Source organism: Xanthomonas campestris pv. badrii (genome assembly GCF_012848175.1).
Lineage (GTDB): Bacteria > Pseudomonadota > Gammaproteobacteria > Xanthomonadales > Xanthomonadaceae > Xanthomonas > Xanthomonas campestris_C.
Genome location: NZ_CP051651.1, coordinates 1,650,700 through 1,667,155, shown reverse-complemented (window position 1 = coordinate 1,667,155; position 16,456 = coordinate 1,650,700). Strand labels below are relative to the sequence as shown.

Below are 16,456 nucleotides of genomic sequence, written 5' to 3'. Positions count from 1 at the left end.
AATGCATGGTCATAAGACTCCGTGTCACCAGGTATCGGTACGGAAGGGGGAAACGGGCAACTGCTCGCGATTGATCAGGTTGGCGTCGTCGGGGTTCTCGCTCCAGCCATAGCGCACCGCAACCGGCGCGCTCACCGCGTCGCTGTGCACGGTGATGCGGTCGCCGTCGATCTGGGCGGTGGCCGGATGGAAGCGTCGATCGGCACCGGCAATACGCATGCCCTGCACCGCCCCACCGCCGCGCACCTGCAGCGCACTGCCCTGCAGATCGAACGTCAGCACAGCCTTGTCGCCGTCGAAGCGTGCCTGCTTGAATACCGGCGCGCTGTACACCAGTGTTTCGCCATAGGCCACGTGGCGTGCGGCAAGCGCCAGGCGATGCCCGACATCGCGCTTGTTGGTGGGATGGATGTCGGTGGGTTTGCCGATATCGATGATCACCGCCTGCCCGGTTGCCGGCAGTGCCAGCGTCTTGGATTGCGACTCGCGCAGCAACGCCCACGGGCTCAGCTCGCCCTTGTCGCCGTCGGCCTTGAAGTTGGCCAGCTGCACCCACAAAAACGGCAGGGCTTTCTGGCCACGTTCGGCGCGCCACTGCTGGATCATGGCGGCAAACTGCTCGCGGTATTTCACCGCCCCGCTCTGACTGGCATTGGTTTCGCCCTGGTACCAGAGCACGCCCTTGACCGGGAACGGCTGCAGCGGGTGAATCATCTGGTTGTACAGCAGCGTGGGCAGCTGGTTCTTGTTGTCGGTCAACGAGACGCGCACCGCCGCGGGGCGGAACTTCCAGCCGCTCAATGCACGCTTGGTGCCATCGTTGGTCTGCACGAAGCGCTGCTCGTCCGGGCCATGCATGCCGCCCCCACCGCTGAGATCTTCCACCCGCACCGCGATGTGATTGACGCCGGCCTTCAGCAGCGCTGCCGGCACTTGGTAGACGCGCGGCAGCTTCCACTGCTTGTCGGTGCTGCCCACCTGCTGGCCGTTGACGTAGGTGATGTCCGAGTCGTCGATCTGACCCACGCCCAGCGCGATGCCGGCCTTGGCTTGCGCAGCCGTCAAGGTGAAGGTGGTGCGGTACCAGGCGATGCCGTCCATGCCATCGAAGCCGCTGGCCTCCCATTGCTGGCTGGTCGGGATGCTGTCCCAGTCGCTGTCGTCGAAGTCCGCCTCACGCCATTGCGGCGTGTCGCCATCGACCTTGGGCCAGCGCGCGATGCGCTTGCCGGTGGCGGCCTGCGCCGCGGCATCGCGCTGCTTGATCGCCTCGATGGCGCCCTGGTTCTGGGTGGCGTTCAAGCCCAGCGAGGCGGCGTCCATCCATGCCTCGATCGCACTGCCGCCCCAGCTGCTGTTGATGATGCCGATCGGCACGCCGGTGCTGGCGCGCAGCTCCTTGGCGAAGAAGTAGCCCACCGCGGTGAACTCGCCGGCGTTGGCCGGCGTGGCGGCTTTCCAGTCGCCACCGGTCAGGCGTGCTTCCGGCTGCACCGACCACGACTTGGGGACCTTGAAGTGACGCAGCTGCGGGTCGTTGGCCGCCGCTACCAACTGCGGGCCGTCGCTGGCCTGCGCCAACGGCCATTCCATGTTCGATTGCCCGCTGGCCAACCAGACATCGCCAACCAGCACATCGCGCACCTGCAGCTGGCCCCCGTCGCCCTGCACGCTCAGCACATAGGGGCCGCCCGCAGTGTGCGCCGGCAGGCTGACCTTCCATGCGCCCTGCGCGTCGGCCTTGGTGGTGGTGCGCTTGCCGTCCAGGCTCACGCTGATGGATGCATTCGGCGTCGCCCAGCCCCATACCGGCATCGGCTGGTCGCGCTGCAGCACCGCGCCATCGCTGAACAACAGTGGCAGGGTCGGCTGCGCCGCTGCGAGCGGGCTGACCAGCGCCAGGCCCAGCAGGCAGGCGCGGCGAACGAAGGTGACAGTCATGCAGTGATCTCCAGGGGCGGCGCGGCCAGTCGGCGCGCAACGAGGCAACGGGGGACGAAGATGGACACGGTAGGACAGCGCGATGACACGCCAAGGGACGGCACGCTCATCGCGGGTCGCCGTAGAAGATGCCACGTCCACCGGTAGCGAAATACACCCGGCCTGGAAGTCGTGGGTCGCCGGTGACGCTGTATGGCTTGCCGAAGCGATGCGCGTCGTCGTTGATGCGCAGCCAGTGCGTACCTTCGTCGTCGGAGCGGAACACCCCGTCCACGCCGGCCACGCGCCCGGCCAGATACAGCGCCGGTGGCGCGCCGTCGCGCAGCGGCTTGCCGATGCCGAGCGAGCGTGCTTGGTCCAGTGTCGACAGGGTCTGCAGGCGGCCGTCCTGCCAGCGCATCACGCCACGTGCGGGACTGGCCAGATACACCACGCCGGCACGCCAGGGATCGGGCCGCAGCTGTGGACGTACGCGCTCATCGCGCGCCGGTGTGCCCAGCGACTGCCCGGTATCGCGGAAACTGGCCGCCCCATCGGTACTTTCGTACAGGCGCCCGCTGAGCGGATCGGCGGCGTACCAACGCTGCGCATCGACACGGTCGGCCACTACCACGGCGGTGGCGGGCAGGCCCTGCACGCGCTGCCAGTGCGTACCGAAATCCGCGGTGCGCCAGTTGCCGCCCTGCGCCGGCGACCACACCACCTGCGCCGCATCGGCGCCGATGGCGATCGTACCGGCGCCCTGCCCGGCCGGCGGTTCACTGGCAAACGCCTCCCAGTGCGCACCGCCATCGCGCGAATACAGCGCGCGGATTTCGTTGTTGCGGCGATTGCGCACGGTGCCGCTGCGCACCACCGTCATCGGAACCTGTCCCGCGGCGTCGATGCTCTCGCCATTGGTCAGGCGCGGGCCGACGTATTGCAGCTGCGCGCTGTCCAGGTCGTCGTGGCGAAAGCCATCGATATCGCCGAGCGCGCTGAGCAGATGCGCACCGGCCATCGGGCTGAGCAGATCCAGCGGCACGGTTTCTTCCAGCCCGCGGTCCTGGAACCACCACTGCAATGGCTGCCGCTTGCCGGCGAAATCGCGCAGATTACGCGAGGCCCAGATGCCGTAGCCGGTGACGAACAGCGCGTGGTTGCTGTCGAACGGATCGATCGCCAGCGCGCCCATCCAGTGCGGCGTTGCCTGCGCGGTCCACGGTGCGGCGCCATGGTCGAACACCGCATCGGCCAACAGCGGCGTCCAGTGCTTGCCGCCATCGACGCTGCGAAACAGCTCGTCGCGCGGCGTGCGGCGGCGGAAGGTGCTGGCCAGGATGACCTGCGGCTGCCGCGGGTCCACCGCCACCGCGCCCCAGCCGAAACCATCGCCGTTGGCCGGCTGCGGAATCGGGCTGATCTCACGCCAGCGCCGCTGTGCCGGGCTGTACTTCCACAGCGCACCACCGGCCATCAAATCCGGGCCAGGCTGATCGCCATAACTCAGGTACCACTGCCCGTCGCTGCCACCAACCATGTGACTCGGACGCAACCCCCTAGGTTGCCCGGCCACTGCCACCCAGCTGCGGCCGGCATCGTCGGAGACATACAGACTGGTTTGCGCGGTGGAAACGCCCACATAGATGCGTGGTGTCGGACTGCCGGCGCGGCCGCTGGCGGCGTCGAACACGACGAAGGCGATCCCCACCGCCTGGTCGCGTCCGACATGGTTGCGCGCGGTGGCACCGGCCAATGCATCGGCAGGAAATCCTTCCACCCGCGCCCAGTGCGCGCCGCGATCGTCGCTGCGCCACAGGCCTGCATCACGTGAACCCAGCAACAGCACACGGCCATCGTGCGGGTCCACCGCCAGCCGCTCGCCGTTGGCGCGGCCGAGCTGATTGCCGCCCAGCTTGAACGGCAGGTCGGCGCGCTCGAAGCTGCGGCCGCGGTCGAACGAGCGCAGCACCGCCGCATTGCCGGCGCGCTCGTGCATGTAGGTGCCCGCTGCCAGATAGATGGCCTCGGGATTGGCGGGGTCGATGGCGAATGCATCGATCCCCATCAGGTTCCAGTCGTCCGCACCCAGCCAGTCGGTCAGGGCAATCCACTGCTGCGCCCGCGCATCCCAGCGATACGCGCCACCGACATCGGTGCGTGCGTAGGCAAGATCGCGCTCGGCGGGATGGAACAGCACGCCGGTGACGAAGCCGCCACCGCCGATGGCGACACTGCGCCACTGATACGGCCCTGGCGTGCCGGGCTCGGCCGCAGACACGTGGGGCGTCATGAAGGGCAACACCAGCGTCAGGCAAACAGCCTTCAGCCACGCGTGTGCTGCGCAAAAGCGGCGCTTAGTAGGCGGATCGATCATGGCGATCATTCCTCCGGCTCCCCTCGCGATCGATGGCAGCGCCATCGATAGGAAAAACACCGGCCCGACGAGCTGCCTGCACAGCTCGCCGGACCGGAGACGCACTTCCTACGGCGCGTTCTACAGGCTGGCCCGCAAGGTCAGGCCATACCGACGATCGTTGATCACGAAGTCGCGGTAGCGCGACTCGACACCCAGGTAGCTCTCGCGACGGGTATCGAGCAGATTCACGCCATCCAGCGAAATCGACCACACATCATTGATGTTGAAACGCAGCGAGGCATCCAGCTGGCCGAAGCCCTTGTTGTAGACCGGCAGGTTGCCGGTGCCGTTGCCCGCGGTGGTCACCAGCCAGTCGCTGCGCCAGTTGTAGGCCACACGGCCCTGGAAGCGCTTGTTTTCGTAGCTGAGGATCGCGTTGTAGCTGTTCTTGGACAGTCCTTCCAGCGGCACCGTCAACGACTGGCCGTTGGTGTCGGTGGCGGTGGGGCTGGGCGCCTCGCTGTCGACATAGGTGTAGTTGGTCTGCAGGCCGAAGCCGCTCAACCAGCCCGGCAGGAAGTCGAAGAACTGCGTGTAGCCCAGTTCGGCACCACGGATCTTGCCGGCATCGCCGTTGACCGGGCGGGTGATCTGCCACACCTGGCCGTCGTAGACCTCGTTGAAGACGGCATTGGCGATGAAGCCTTCCACCTTCTTGTAGAACACGGTGCCGTACATCATCGAGCCCTGGCCGAAGTACCACTCCAGCGCGGTGTCGAACTGGTCGGCCTTGACCGCTTCCAGGCTCGGATTACCTGCGGTGCCGGTGAAGGTCGAGGCGCCGCTGGACGAGGTGCCGGTGCTCAGGCTCAGGTTCGGGTTGAGCTTGTCGAAGGTGGGACGCGAGATGCCACGCGAGGCCGCAAACCGCCACTGCAACTGATCGCTCAGCATCCAGCGCAGGTTCAAGCTCGGCAACACGTCGGTGTAGGTCTGCTGCGCATCCACCGGGATCAGGCCGCCGCCTTCAGCGTCGGTGCCGGTGCGTACGCCGCGTGAGCCGACTTCGGTGCGCACCACGCGCACGCCGATGTTGCCGTCGAACGGGATATCGCCGTCCACGCCGAAGCGCAGCACGCCGTAGGCGGCGTAGGTCTTCTCGTTCTGGGTGTTGATGTTGTTGGGCGCAAATTCCAGCGGGCTGGCACCGAAGGTGGCCAGGCTCTGCTCGTAGTTCGCCACCGCCGCGTCCGACGCGGTCAGCGTGCGACCGAAGGTGCTGCTCTCACCGCGGAAGAAGTCGGTGATCGGGTTGGCCACCAGACCGATGCTGGGGAACTGCGAGAACGGCGTGCCCGAGCAATCGTTGATGCACATGAAGCGCCACACGTTGCCCTTGGTCTCGGCATCGCGGTCGGTATAACGCACGCCGGCCTTGAAGCTGCGCACGAAATCGCTGTCGAACGCCAGATCCATGTCCGAACGCCAGGCGAACTCGGTGCCGGTGTTGTCGTCCTTGTTGTCCAGGTGCCAGCGCCAGCCGTCATAGTTGTTGACGTCGGCCAGATAGCCTTCCGCGCCGCTGGCGTCGGTCACCGACAGGCGCGGCAGATCGCCACGGAAGTCGACGTTGAACTGCGGGCTGGTGTCCTGCCCGGTGGCGATGATGTAGCGCGTGCCCTTGGTGGTGGCATCGACGTACTGGAAGTCGGTGCTCAGGATCAGCTTTTCGTTGACCGTCCACTTGGCGCCCAGCGAGTAATCGGTGGTCACCGAGTGGCGCTCGGTCAGGCTGGTGTTGGATTCGGTCGGCACGTTCTGGAACGAGCCGTTGACGAACTCGTTGCGGCTGTTGACCTGGATGCCGGGCAAGCCCTGCATCGGGTTGGCGCCAGTCAGCGCGAAGAACGAGTAATCGTGCCAGCTGAAGTCGTAGTCCGACCGCAGCACCTGCGTATAGACCTCGACATCATCGTTCGGACGCCACTGCATCGCAAAGGCGCCGGTCTTGCGCTCGCGCTCGCCGACGGTGGTGTTGATGCCGGCGCCGTGCGGCACCGACACGCCCTGGCCTTCGTAGCCCGGCAGATCGGTCTGGGTGTACCACGGCTCGATCGAGATGGTGTCCTGGCGGAACGGGCTCTTCTGCTGCGAGTAGTTCACCAGGATGCCGATCTCGCCGATGCCGGTCTGCCAGCGGTCGCTGAACAGGCCCGAGAACGCCGGCTTGCCGTCGTCGGCCAGGTCGTAATGGTTGTACTGCACGCTGCCGGCGATCTTGCGGCCTTCATAGTCGAACGGCAGGCGCGTACGCAGGTCGACGGTGCCGCCCAGGCCACCTTCGATCATGTCGGCCGACGGGTTCTTGTACACGTTGACGCCGCCGAGCAGTTCGGCCGACACGTCTTCGAAGCTCAGGCCACGGCCGTCGTTGGCGGTGAAGATATCGCGGCCATTGAGCTCGGTGCGCACCTGGGTCAGGCCGCGAATGGCGATCGAGCTGCCTTCGCCGTAGTTGCGCGAGATCTGGATGCCGGAAATGCGCTGCAGCGCTTCGGCGACGTTGTTGTCGGGCAGCTTGCCGATGTCTTCGGCGACGATGGAATCGACGATCTGCTCGGCGTTCTGCTTGACCAGCTGCGCCTTGGTGACGCTGCTGCGGGTACCGGTGACCTGCACCGTGTCCAGCTGCTGGGTGGTTGCATCCGACGCCGGTGCAGCGGTGGTGGTCGCATCCTGCGCATAGGCCTGCGCGCTCAGCAGCGTGGCCACACTGATGGCCATCACCGAGCGGCGGAAATCACGGATCGAACGCTGACCCACAGCCCGGCCTGCCGGAATGTGGCGATGTTGCACTGACATGGTGCTCCCTCCCAGGACGCATGCACTTCTTGTTTTAGCGGACCGGTGCGCGAACGCCCTGCCCGTCGTTGTTGCTGGCCCGCATCTGCCATCCGGCCGTTGCCGGCAGTGCGGATGGGTGGTCGCCCTGGCGGGCAGACCTGCGGCTGCGGCGGGAGCATAGGGTGCGGTCGTCATGCCACACCAATGAAATATTCCTGGAAAGCTATTCGTTAAAACTATAGCAATTGCGTAAAACCTGGCGGGCCGGCATTACGGGCCATCCCTACCAGTCGGCAGAAAACGGCCTCGACTGCGCAACTCGCTTCACAGTCGAGGCGTGACAGCGCGCACTCACCAGTTCATGCGCAGCACCAGCGAATAGCGCCGGTCGTTGACGAACCGACTGCGCGTGTACAACCGGGTATCCACTTCGCCATCGGCATACGAGGTCGGCCCCATCAACACCTTGGTCTCGGTGTTGGTCAGGTTGTTGGCCTGCATGCCCAGCTGCAGATGCGCGTTGAAGCGGTAGAAGAACGAGCCATCGAGCTGACCATAGTCGTCGGCCCAGGTCGGCAGGCGGGTCGCCGCGTCGCTGGTGGTCAACAGGTAGCGCGAGCGCCAGTTGTAGGCCAGGCGCAACGACCACGGCCCCTTCTCGTAGATGCCGGCCAGGTTGTAGCTGCGCCGCGACAGGCCTTCCAGCGGCAGGTCGACACCCTCCACGGTGGTCCGGGTGTAAGGATCGATGGCGGTATTGGCGCCGCCCTTGCTGTCGACGAAGGTGAAGTTGGCATTGACGCCGAAGCCGCTCATCCAGCCCGGCAGGCTGTCGAAGAACTGCGTGTAGCCCACTTCGGCGCCACGGATGGTGCCTTCGTCGGTGTTGTACGGCCGGGTCACCAGCCACTGGCGGTTGTCGTAGGTCTCGGCGCGGGTCTGGGTGGAGAAGTAGTCCTTGACCTTCTTGTAGAACAGCGTCGTATAGAGCATGTCGCTGGTGTCGAAGTACCACTCCAGCGCGGTGTCGAACTGATTGGCCCGCATCGGCTTGAGGGTCGGGTTGCCCGCAGTCCCGACGAAGTTGGTGGCGTTGCCGGCGTCGTCGGTTTCCACGTTCAGCAGCACATACGGCTGCAGCTGGGTGTAATCCGGGCGTGCCATCGCCTTGGATGCGGCAAAGCGCCATTGCAGGCTGTCGGTGAAACGCGCGCGCAGGTTCAGGCTGGGCAGCACGTTGGTGTAGCTGCCCTGCGAGTTGTTGTCGAAATACTGGCCGGTGTAGCGCGCCTGCAGCTCGGGCGACACGTTCAGGCCGGACAGATCCTGGAATTGACCGAAGCCTTCGGCCTGGGTCTTGGTCTGCACGATCCGCACGCCGACGTTGCCGTCCACCGGCACCCCCAGCGCTTCCTCGTTGCCGAAGTACAGGGCCGCATAGGCGGCCTGGGTACGCTCGAACTGCCGGTTGGTGTCCTGCGGCTGATAGGTATCCGGTGCCCAGCCCCACCCGCGCAGCGCCACGATCTGCTGCTGCAGCAGATCCGATGCGCGTCCGTAGTTCCGGACCAGCCCGCCATTGGGCACGATCAAGGTGGTCGGCACGTTCACGCCGCCGCGGAAGAAGTTGGAGAAGGTGAACTGCGAGGACTCGTTCGGCAGGTACTGCGACATGTTGGCCAGGCCATTGGCGCTACCGGGGATGGCCGCCCAGTTGTCCGACAGCACGCCCCAGTTGTAGCCGGAGTTCTTGTTGATCTGGTTGCGGTCGGTGGCGCGCATGCCGAAGCGCGCAAAGCGCAGCCAGCTGCTGTCCTGGAAGGTGTATTCCAGGTCCACACGGGTGGACAGCTGGCGGCCACGATTGTTGCCCAGGTGATCCATGGCTGCCGCCCAGAAGTAGTTGGACGGATCCTGGGTAAAGCCCTGGTTGGCGATCTGTACGGTCGGATACTTGCCCGAGACGTCATAGGTCAGGCCAGGCAGATAGGTCGCGCTGAACACGGTGAAGTCCAGCTGGTCGTTTTCCGACTGCACCAGCTGCACATCGCCCTTGATCTGCAGGTTGTCGTTGAAGTAATGGGTGAAACCCACCGACAGGTCGGAGGTGGTGGTCTGCTGGTCCGAATAGCGGTTGTCGGTATTGAAGCGCACGCCGTCGCCGGTCAGCAGGCCGCGCCAGGAGTTGGACACCGGCGAACCGCGCTGGAACACGCCGTCCTGGTCGTACTGGAAGGTTGTCCCCGGCGCCGGGCTGATGCTGTTGTTGCTGTCGTTGAAGAACGCCGCGCGCTCCTGCCAGTTCATGTCGTAGCGCGAGCGCAGGTATTGCGCATAGATCTCGGTCTGGTCGCTGGGCCGCCACTGGAACGCAGCCGCGATACCGTCGCGCTTGCGTTCGAAATCCAGCTGGCGCCAGTTGACCCCACCCGGCACGAACACTTCGCTGCGGCCGCTGCCGGCCAGCACTGCATCGTCGGTACGGCGCACATACGGCTCGACCTGGATGCCGTCCGAGCGGGTCGCCAGTTCCGAATGGGCGATGTCGATCATGAAGCCCATCTCGCCGATACCGGTCTGCCAGCGGTCGCTGAACAGGAACGACGCCGACGGCTTGTACTTCTTGCTCATGTCGCCGTAGTTGACGTCGACATTGCCGCCGACGATGCGGCCCGGGTTGTCGAACGGCATGCGCGTGCGCAGGTTGACCGTACCGCCCAGACCGCCTTCGATGATTTCCGCCGAAGGATTCTTGTACACGTCCACGCCGGCCATCAGTTCGGCCGGCACGTCTTCGAAGCTCAGGCCACGGCCGCTGGCGGCGCTGAAGATGTCGCGGCCGTTGAGCTCGCCGCGCACCTGGGTCAGGCCGCGGATCATCACGCCGCTGCCTTCGGCCGAAAAGTGATCGGGGTCGCTGCGTGCGGCGAAGTGGTCGATGGTCACACCGCTGACGCGCTGCAGGGTTTCGGTGACGCTGCGGTCAGGCAGCGCGCCGATGTCTTCGGCACTGACCGAATCCACGATCTGCGCGGCGTCTCGCTTGATCGTTTGCGACTTGATCAGGCTGGCGCGCACGCCGCGCACCTCCACCGTGTCCAGATCGACCGCGCTGCTGGCGTTGCCTGAGGGTGCGTTCTGCTGGGACGCGGCCTGTTGGGCATACGCCGGCGCAGCGAGCAGCAGCCCGATGCTGATGGCCATGGCCGAACGACGCAACGGCATACAACGCGCGCGCACGCCCGTTCCTGCCGGGGCATGGCTTGAAAACTTGGACATCTGAATCCCTCCCAGGACGCAAGACGACTGAAGACTGGTTGTCGCGGCGCAAGGCGCGCCACGTGATCGTGCGGGACAGGCGCTGGCGCCCGTTCCTCTCACTGCTGCAAGGCGGCTTGGCCGCCGATCACCTGCCCGACTTCACGTGCGCTTCAGCGTGCGATCTGGCGCACAGATATAGGCGCACGGTCTAGCGCCAGCCAATGAAAAATTCACAGGCTGGTATTACCCCACGGAATAGAAATGGAAGAGTCTGTTAAGCAAGGGATTCCGGCCCGCGCAGGGCCGGGTACAGCCGCCTGGCGGTGGTGCGCAGCGCCTGCAAAATGCGCTCGGCACCCGGCGGGAGGATGTAATCGCGCCGACGGATGATGCCGAACGACTCCATCCGCACGCCCAGCTCGATCGGCAGCACGGTCAGCAGCTTGGCCTGGATCAGCGGCGCCACCGACTCCACCGGCAAGGCGGTCAGCATGTCGGTGCCGCGCAGCAGCGTGGAGGTCACCGGCAGCGAGGATGTTTCGATGGCATTGGTCGGCGTCTGCACGCCGTGCTCCATGAACATCGAGTCCAGCCGCGCGCGCAGCACGCTGTCGGCCGGCGGCAGGATCCAGCCGTGTCGCACCAGGTCCGCATGCTGCAGGCCGGCGCGGCTGGCGAGCGGGTGGCCGGCGCGGGCGATCACCGAATGCGGCTCGTCGGCCAGCGGCTCGAACTCCAGCTCGCCCACCCCTTCCGGCCCCAGGATGCGGCCAATCACGATGTCCAGCTGGCCATCCAGCAACTTGGCCACCAGCGGACGGCTGTAGTCCATCTCCACCCGCACCAGGATGTCCGGAAACTCGCGCTTGACCTCGGCAATGGCTTGCGGCACCAGGTTGGTCCCCGGGTTGACCACGGTGCCGATCGATGCCTGCCCCATCCGCCCGGCACGCAACGCCGCAATTTCTTCCTGGGCACGGCCGATTTCCGACATCGCCGCGCGTGCGCGCCGGATCAGCACATGCCCGTACCAGGTCGGCTCGACCCCACGGGCATGCCGCTCGAACAGCTTCACTCCCAGCATGTCCTCCATCTCGGCCAGCAGCTTGGAGGCGGCCGGTTGCGTCATGCTGGCGGCCTCGGCCGCGCGCAGCACCGAGCGTTGTTCGTGCAGATGCAGCAGCAGCAGCAGCTGACGGGTTTTCAGGCGAGCTGCGTTGAACCAGGGAGTACCGGAATTTGCCATGGGTGCGGTTGCGGCCGTGTATTCATCGGAGGAATAGAATATGCCGAAAATTTCATTTGCCGCACATATCTCACCGCGCGAGGCTAGCGCTCGCCGCAGCAGGAGCCCCTACCTCCCGGGCGCGGCCAGAACAGACGTGACCCGCCTCGATCAGGCGCTGACACGCACGCCATGAACGCGGAGGTGGACGACGATGACCGCACTATGCCGGCCACTTGCGAGCCGTAGCGGCATGCTTGTGCATGCCCGGGCGTGCCCATCGGCATTGCATCGCGGCGCTGCCACCGCACTTCGTTTTTCTCCCCGGATTGCGCATTGGCGGCGACCTGTCGCCTGCGCAGTTGCGCAAGCTCCCCCGACGTTGCCGGCCACCCAGTCGCCAACGGCCGCTTTCCGCTCTATCGCGAGTAACCGCATGACCTCAGACACCACCGCCAGCCTGTTCGCCCTGCCCCTGGTCGCCATCCTGCGCGGCATTACCCCGGAAGAAACGCTTGACCACGTCGGCGCGCTGATCGACGCCGGCTTCGATGCGATCGAGATTCCGCTCAATTCGCCGCGCTGGGAGCAGAGCATCGCCCTGGCCCAGCAGACCTATGGCCAGCGCGCTTGGATCGGTGCCGGCACCGTGCTGCGCAACGAAGACGTGGACATCCTGGCCGACATCGGTGCGCGCTTCATCGTCACCCCGAATACGCGCCCCAGCCTGATCCGCCATGCAGTGGCGCGCGGGCTGACCGTGGTGGCCGGCTTTGCCACCGCCAGCGAGGCCTTCGACGCCATCGACGCCGGTGCCACCATCCTCAAACTGTTCCCGGCGGCCACCTATGGCGCGGCACATGTGCGCGCCCTGCGCTCGGTGCTGCCCACCCACATCCCGGTCTACGTGGTCGGCGGCGTCAGCCCACAGACCCTGGCCGGCTTCATGGCCCAGGGCGCTGCCGGTGCCGGCATCGGCGGCGAACTGTACAAACCCGGCCAATCCCTCGAAACAACCCAGACGCATGCACGCGCGTTCGTGCAGGCCTACCAGGAACTGCAAGGATGAAGATCACCCGCCTCACCACCTACCACGCTGCACCGCGCTGGCTGTTCCTCAAGGTCGAAACCGACGAGGGCATCACCGGTTGGGGCGAGCCGGTCATCGAAGGCCGCGCGCGCAGCGTGGAAGCGGCCGTGCACGAACTGGCCGGCTATGTGATCGGCAAGGATCCGGCACGCATCAACGACCTGTGGCAGACCATGTACCGCGCCGGCTTCTATCGCGGCGGCGCCATCCTGATGAGCGCCATCGCCGGTATCGATCAGGCGCTATGGGACATCAAGGGCAAGGCACTGGGCGTACCGGTGTACGAGCTGCTGGGCGGGCTGGTGCGCGATCGCATGAAGACCTACCGCTGGGTCGGCGGCGACCGCCCCGGCGCCATCATCCAGCAGATCACCGACTACCGCGCCTTGGGCTTTGACACCTTCAAGTTCAACGGTACCGAGGAAATGAAGCTCATCGACAGCGCGCGCGCGGTCGATGCGGCGGTGGTCAAGGTGGCCGAAATCCGCGAAACCTTCGGCAACGCCATCGATTTCGGCATCGACTTCCATGGCCGCGTCGGCGCGCCGATGGCCAAGGCACTGCTGCGCGAACTGGAACCGTTCAAGCCGCTGTTCGTCGAAGAACCGGTGCTGGCCGAACAGGCCGAGTATTACCCGCGCCTGGCCGCGAGCACCTCGATTCCGCTGGCCGCCGGCGAGCGCATGTTCTCGCGCTTCGAATTCAAGAACGTGCTGTGCGCCGGCGGCATCGGCATGGTGCAGCCGGATCTCTCGCATGCCGGCGGCATCACCGAGTGCGTCAAGATCGCCGCGATGGCCGAGGCCTACGACGTCGGCTTCGCCCCGCACTGCCCGCTCGGCCCGATCGCGCTGGCCGCCTGCCTGCACGTGGACTTCGTCTCGCACAACGCGGTGCTGCAGGAACAGAGCATCGGCATCCACTACAACGAAGGCGCCGACCTGCTCGATTACGTCGTCAATAAAGACGATTTTCAGTGTGTCGATGGCAGTATCGCCGCCCTGCCCAAGCCCGGGCTCGGTGTGGAGATCGACGAAGACATGCTCAAGCGCGCAAACGAAAACCCGCCGGACTGGCGCAACCCGGTGTGGCGCCATGCCGATGGCAGCATCGCCGAATGGTGAGCACGCCCGAGCACACCGCCGTTTTGGCGGTCGATAGCCGCTGCACGCACGGCGAAGGCGTGCTGTGGTGCGAACAGCGCCAGGCGCTGTACTGGGTCGACATCGTTGAAAAGCGCCTGTGGCGACATCATCCGGCCACGGCGCAATCGCGCTACTGGACACTGCCCGATCGCCCGGGCTGCCTGGGCCTGATGGACGATGGCCGCGTGCTGGTCGCATTGGCCAAGGCAGTGGGAGTGGTCGATCCGGACACCACCGACGCCGACGCGCTGCCATTCGAAAAATTGGCCGATGTGGAGGCGGACAACCCGCTCACCCGCAGCAACGATGGCCGCGTCGACCGGCATGGCAACCTGGTGTTCGGCACCATGGACGAACACGACAGCAAGGCTGCGCGCGGCGCGTTCTACCAGTTTTCGCTGCGGCACGGCTTGCGTGCGCTGCCGTTGCCGGGCGTGTCCATTCCCAACTCGATCTGCTTCAGCCTCGACGGCCGCACCTTGTATTACTGCGATTCGGTGCGCCCGCAGATCCTGTGCTGCGATTACGACCCGGAGACGGCGCAGACCAGCAACACGCGCGTGTTCACCACCCTGGATCGCGACGACGCCGAACCGGATGGCTCGATCATCGACAGCGAAGGCCATCTGTGGAATGCGCAATGGCGCGCCTGCCGCGTGGTGCGTTACCGCCCCGACGGCAGCGTGGAGCGCATCGTGCAATTGCCGATCAAGCACCCCACCTGCAGCGCGTTCGGCGGCGCGGCGCTGGATCGCCTGCATGTGATCTCCTCGCGCCTGGACCATAGCGCCGAAGAACTCGCGCGCATGCCCGAAGCCGGCAGCCTGTTCGTGTGCGACCTCGCCATCGCCGGCCTGCCCGAAAGCCGGGTGGCCAGCGCATGATCGCCATCGACTGGGGGACCAGCAGCCTGCGCGCCTACCTGCTCGACGCGACCGGCACCGTGCTGGAGCAACGCCGCGGCAACGACGGCATCCTCGCCTGCCAGGGACGCTTCGCCGACGTGCTGAGCGCATTGATCGCTGACTGGGAGGGCCCGGTCCTGCTGTCGGGCATGATCGGCAGCCGCAATGGCTGGGTCGAACAGGCCTACCTGCCCTGCCCGGCCGACACTGCGGCCCTGGCAGCGGCCATGCGCCGCTACGACGACCTGCTGCCCGGCCGCACACTGTGGTTCGTGCCCGGCGTCAGCACCGGCGAGCGGACCGGCGTGCCCGACGTGATGCGCGGCGAGGAGACACAGCTGGCCGGCCTGCTCGCCAGCCTGGGCCAGGGCGACCACGTGGCCTGCCTGCCGGGCACGCACAGCAAATGGGCCACACTCGCCAACGGCCAGCTGACCGACTTCGCCACCGTCATGACCGGCGAACTGTATGCAGTGCTCTGCCAGCACAGCATTCTCGGCAAGCTGATCCCCGACGCCCACGCCGAGCTCGACGCGCCCGCGTTCCTGCTTGGCATCGAGCGCAGCGCCGAACCGGGCGGGCTGAGCCATCACCTGTTCGGCACCCGCACGCTGGGCTTGTTCGATCGCCTCAGCGCACAGGCCCTGCCCTCGTACCTGTCCGGCCTGTTGATCGGCCACGAACTGCGCGAGCACCGCGGCACGCACGCCACCGTGCACCTGGTCGGTAGCCCCGCGCTGGCGCAGCGCTACGCGCTGGCGCTGCAGCATCTGGGCGTCCAAAGCCAGCTGCATCCGGAAGACCTGGCAGCGGCAGGGTTGTTCGCGCTGGCCAGGCAGCGCGGACTGGTCTGACCGAAAAAACCAGGAACAAGAAGCCCCTCTCCTACGGGAGAGGGGTTGGGGTGAGGGTACGGAGGTAGCCACCGTGTTTTCCAGCTGCACGAGGCTTCGCCCGTACCCTCATCCGGCGCTAGCGCGCCACCTTCTCCCGATGGGAGAAGGAATAAAGGCCCCTCTCCCTGCGGGGCGAGAAGGCACGGCTTACGCGCCACTGGCGCGTGTGCCTTGGAGCGCCAGCGCCGCGGGCGCGGGCCGGGGCGCAGAGCGGGGGTTGGGGCGAGGGTACGGCGGCAGACAGCCAACTCGACGAACTCACCCAATACCGCTCAAGGCGCACACCGCCGCCAGCCAACCTCACCAACCGACAGGCACCACCTGCGCAGGACGGTACGCAGCTGCCGCACCGAAAAATCGCGTGCCACTCCCAAAGATCACCAACTCCACAGCCGTCCCCCGACTGCTTTAGAATTGACAGGCTAAACGCCGGATTCCGCCATGCCTTTTGTTGTCACCGAAAACTGCATCAAGTGCAAATACACCGACTGCGTCGAGGTCTGCCCGGTGGATTGCTTCCACGTCGGCCCGAACTTTCTGGTCATCGACCCGGACGAGTGCATCGACTGCACCCTGTGCGAGCCGGAATGCCCGGCCAACGCGATCTATCCGGAAGACGACGTACCGGCTGGCCAGGAAGGCTTCGTTGCGCTCAATGCCGAGCTTGCCAAGGCCTGGCCGGTGCTAACCGTGCGGCAGGAACCGCTGCCCGATGCCGCCGAATGGGATGGCAAGCCGAACAAGCTGCCGCTGCTGCAGCGCTGAGGCCGCCGTCGGCGAGCGCGCACTCCGCCAGCCCCCCACCGCAAGC

At 66.1% G+C, this 16,456-nt stretch carries 10 protein-coding genes; 5 read left to right on the top strand and 5 right to left on the bottom strand.

Translation table 11 applies throughout. The features are described 5' to 3' along the window. Positions 1-24 precede the first annotated feature (24 nt). The 5 genes from HG421_RS07120 to HG421_RS07100 form a co-directional block, all read right to left on the bottom strand. Positions 25-1,941 (bottom strand): sialate O-acetylesterase, encoded by a 1,917-nt coding sequence (locus HG421_RS07120; RefSeq protein WP_169705820.1) that lies wholly within the window; start codon positions 1,939-1,941, stop codon positions 25-27. Positions 1,942-2,047: 106 nt separating this feature from the next. Further along, positions 2,048-4,306, bottom strand: a complete 2,259-nt coding sequence (locus HG421_RS07115) for a cellulase (RefSeq protein ID WP_169705819.1) — start codon at positions 4,304-4,306, stop codon at positions 2,048-2,050. A 111-nt stretch (positions 4,307-4,417) separates the two neighbouring features. Beyond that, positions 4,418-7,141: a TonB-dependent receptor gene (locus HG421_RS07110; protein ID WP_169705818.1), complete on the bottom strand. Its 2,724-nt coding sequence runs from the start codon at positions 7,139-7,141 to the stop codon at positions 4,418-4,420. A gap of 333 nt (positions 7,142-7,474) precedes the next feature. Next, a complete protein-coding gene (locus HG421_RS07105; RefSeq protein ID WP_169705817.1) occupies positions 7,475-10,402 on the bottom strand; it encodes a TonB-dependent receptor in 2,928 nt (975 codons plus the stop codon). 256 nt (positions 10,403-10,658) lie between these two features. Continuing rightward, positions 10,659-11,630, bottom strand: coding sequence for a LysR family transcriptional regulator (locus tag HG421_RS07100; RefSeq protein ID WP_169705816.1), 972 nt, complete (start codon positions 11,628-11,630; stop codon positions 10,659-10,661). Positions 11,631-12,045: 415 nt separating this feature from the next. Here HG421_RS07100 and HG421_RS07095 point away from each other — a divergent pair, with 415 nt between their 5' ends. The 5 genes from HG421_RS07095 to fdxA all read left to right on the top strand — a co-directional run bounded on the left by HG421_RS07095 (position 12,046) and on the right by fdxA (position 16,410). After that, complete coding sequence (locus HG421_RS07095; protein ID WP_169705815.1) at positions 12,046-12,678, top strand: 2-dehydro-3-deoxy-6-phosphogalactonate aldolase; 633 nt, start codon at positions 12,046-12,048, stop codon at positions 12,676-12,678. Next, positions 12,675-13,823, top strand: coding sequence for a galactonate dehydratase (dgoD, locus tag HG421_RS07090; protein WP_169705814.1), 1,149 nt, complete (start codon positions 12,675-12,677; stop codon positions 13,821-13,823). The genes HG421_RS07095 and dgoD overlap by 4 nt, the downstream gene beginning before the upstream one ends. Then, positions 13,817-14,728 carry an SMP-30/gluconolactonase/LRE family protein gene (locus tag HG421_RS07085; protein ID WP_169705813.1) on the top strand — a complete coding sequence of 304 codons (912 nt, stop codon included), beginning with the start codon at positions 13,817-13,819 and terminating at the stop codon, positions 14,726-14,728. The genes dgoD and HG421_RS07085 overlap by 7 nt, the downstream gene beginning before the upstream one ends. Next, positions 14,725-15,603 (top strand): 2-dehydro-3-deoxygalactonokinase, encoded by an 879-nt coding sequence (locus HG421_RS07080; RefSeq protein WP_169705812.1) that lies wholly within the window; start codon positions 14,725-14,727, stop codon positions 15,601-15,603. Before HG421_RS07085 ends, HG421_RS07080 begins: the two co-directional genes overlap by 4 nt. 483 nt (positions 15,604-16,086) lie before the next feature. Next, positions 16,087-16,410, top strand: a complete 324-nt coding sequence (gene fdxA / locus HG421_RS07075; RefSeq protein ID WP_006453280.1) for a ferredoxin FdxA — start codon at positions 16,087-16,089, stop codon at positions 16,408-16,410. Positions 16,411-16,456 lie beyond the last annotated feature (46 nt).

Excerpts from the sequence above, each read along its gene's own strand:
- HG421_RS07080 (WP_169705812.1), top strand. The coding sequence starts at position 14,725 with ATGATCGCCATCGACTGGGGGACCAGCAGCCTGCGCGCCTACCTGCTC.
- HG421_RS07120 (WP_169705820.1), bottom strand. The coding sequence starts at position 1,941 with ATGACTGTCACCTTCGTTCGCCGCGCCTGCCTGCTGGGCCTGGCGCTG.
- HG421_RS07095 (WP_169705815.1), top strand. The coding sequence starts at position 12,046 with ATGACCTCAGACACCACCGCCAGCCTGTTCGCCCTGCCCCTGGTCGCC.
- HG421_RS07100 (WP_169705816.1), bottom strand. The coding sequence starts at position 11,630 with ATGGCAAATTCCGGTACTCCCTGGTTCAACGCAGCTCGCCTGAAAACC.
- dgoD (WP_169705814.1), top strand. The coding sequence starts at position 12,675 with ATGAAGATCACCCGCCTCACCACCTACCACGCTGCACCGCGCTGGCTG.
- fdxA (WP_006453280.1), top strand. The coding sequence starts at position 16,087 with ATGCCTTTTGTTGTCACCGAAAACTGCATCAAGTGCAAATACACCGAC.
- HG421_RS07115 (WP_169705819.1), bottom strand. The coding sequence starts at position 4,306 with ATGATCGCCATGATCGATCCGCCTACTAAGCGCCGCTTTTGCGCAGCA.
- HG421_RS07085 (WP_169705813.1), top strand. The coding sequence starts at position 13,817 with ATGGTGAGCACGCCCGAGCACACCGCCGTTTTGGCGGTCGATAGCCGC.
- HG421_RS07110 (WP_169705818.1), bottom strand. The coding sequence starts at position 7,141 with ATGTCAGTGCAACATCGCCACATTCCGGCAGGCCGGGCTGTGGGTCAG.
- HG421_RS07105 (WP_169705817.1), bottom strand. The coding sequence starts at position 10,402 with ATGTCCAAGTTTTCAAGCCATGCCCCGGCAGGAACGGGCGTGCGCGCG.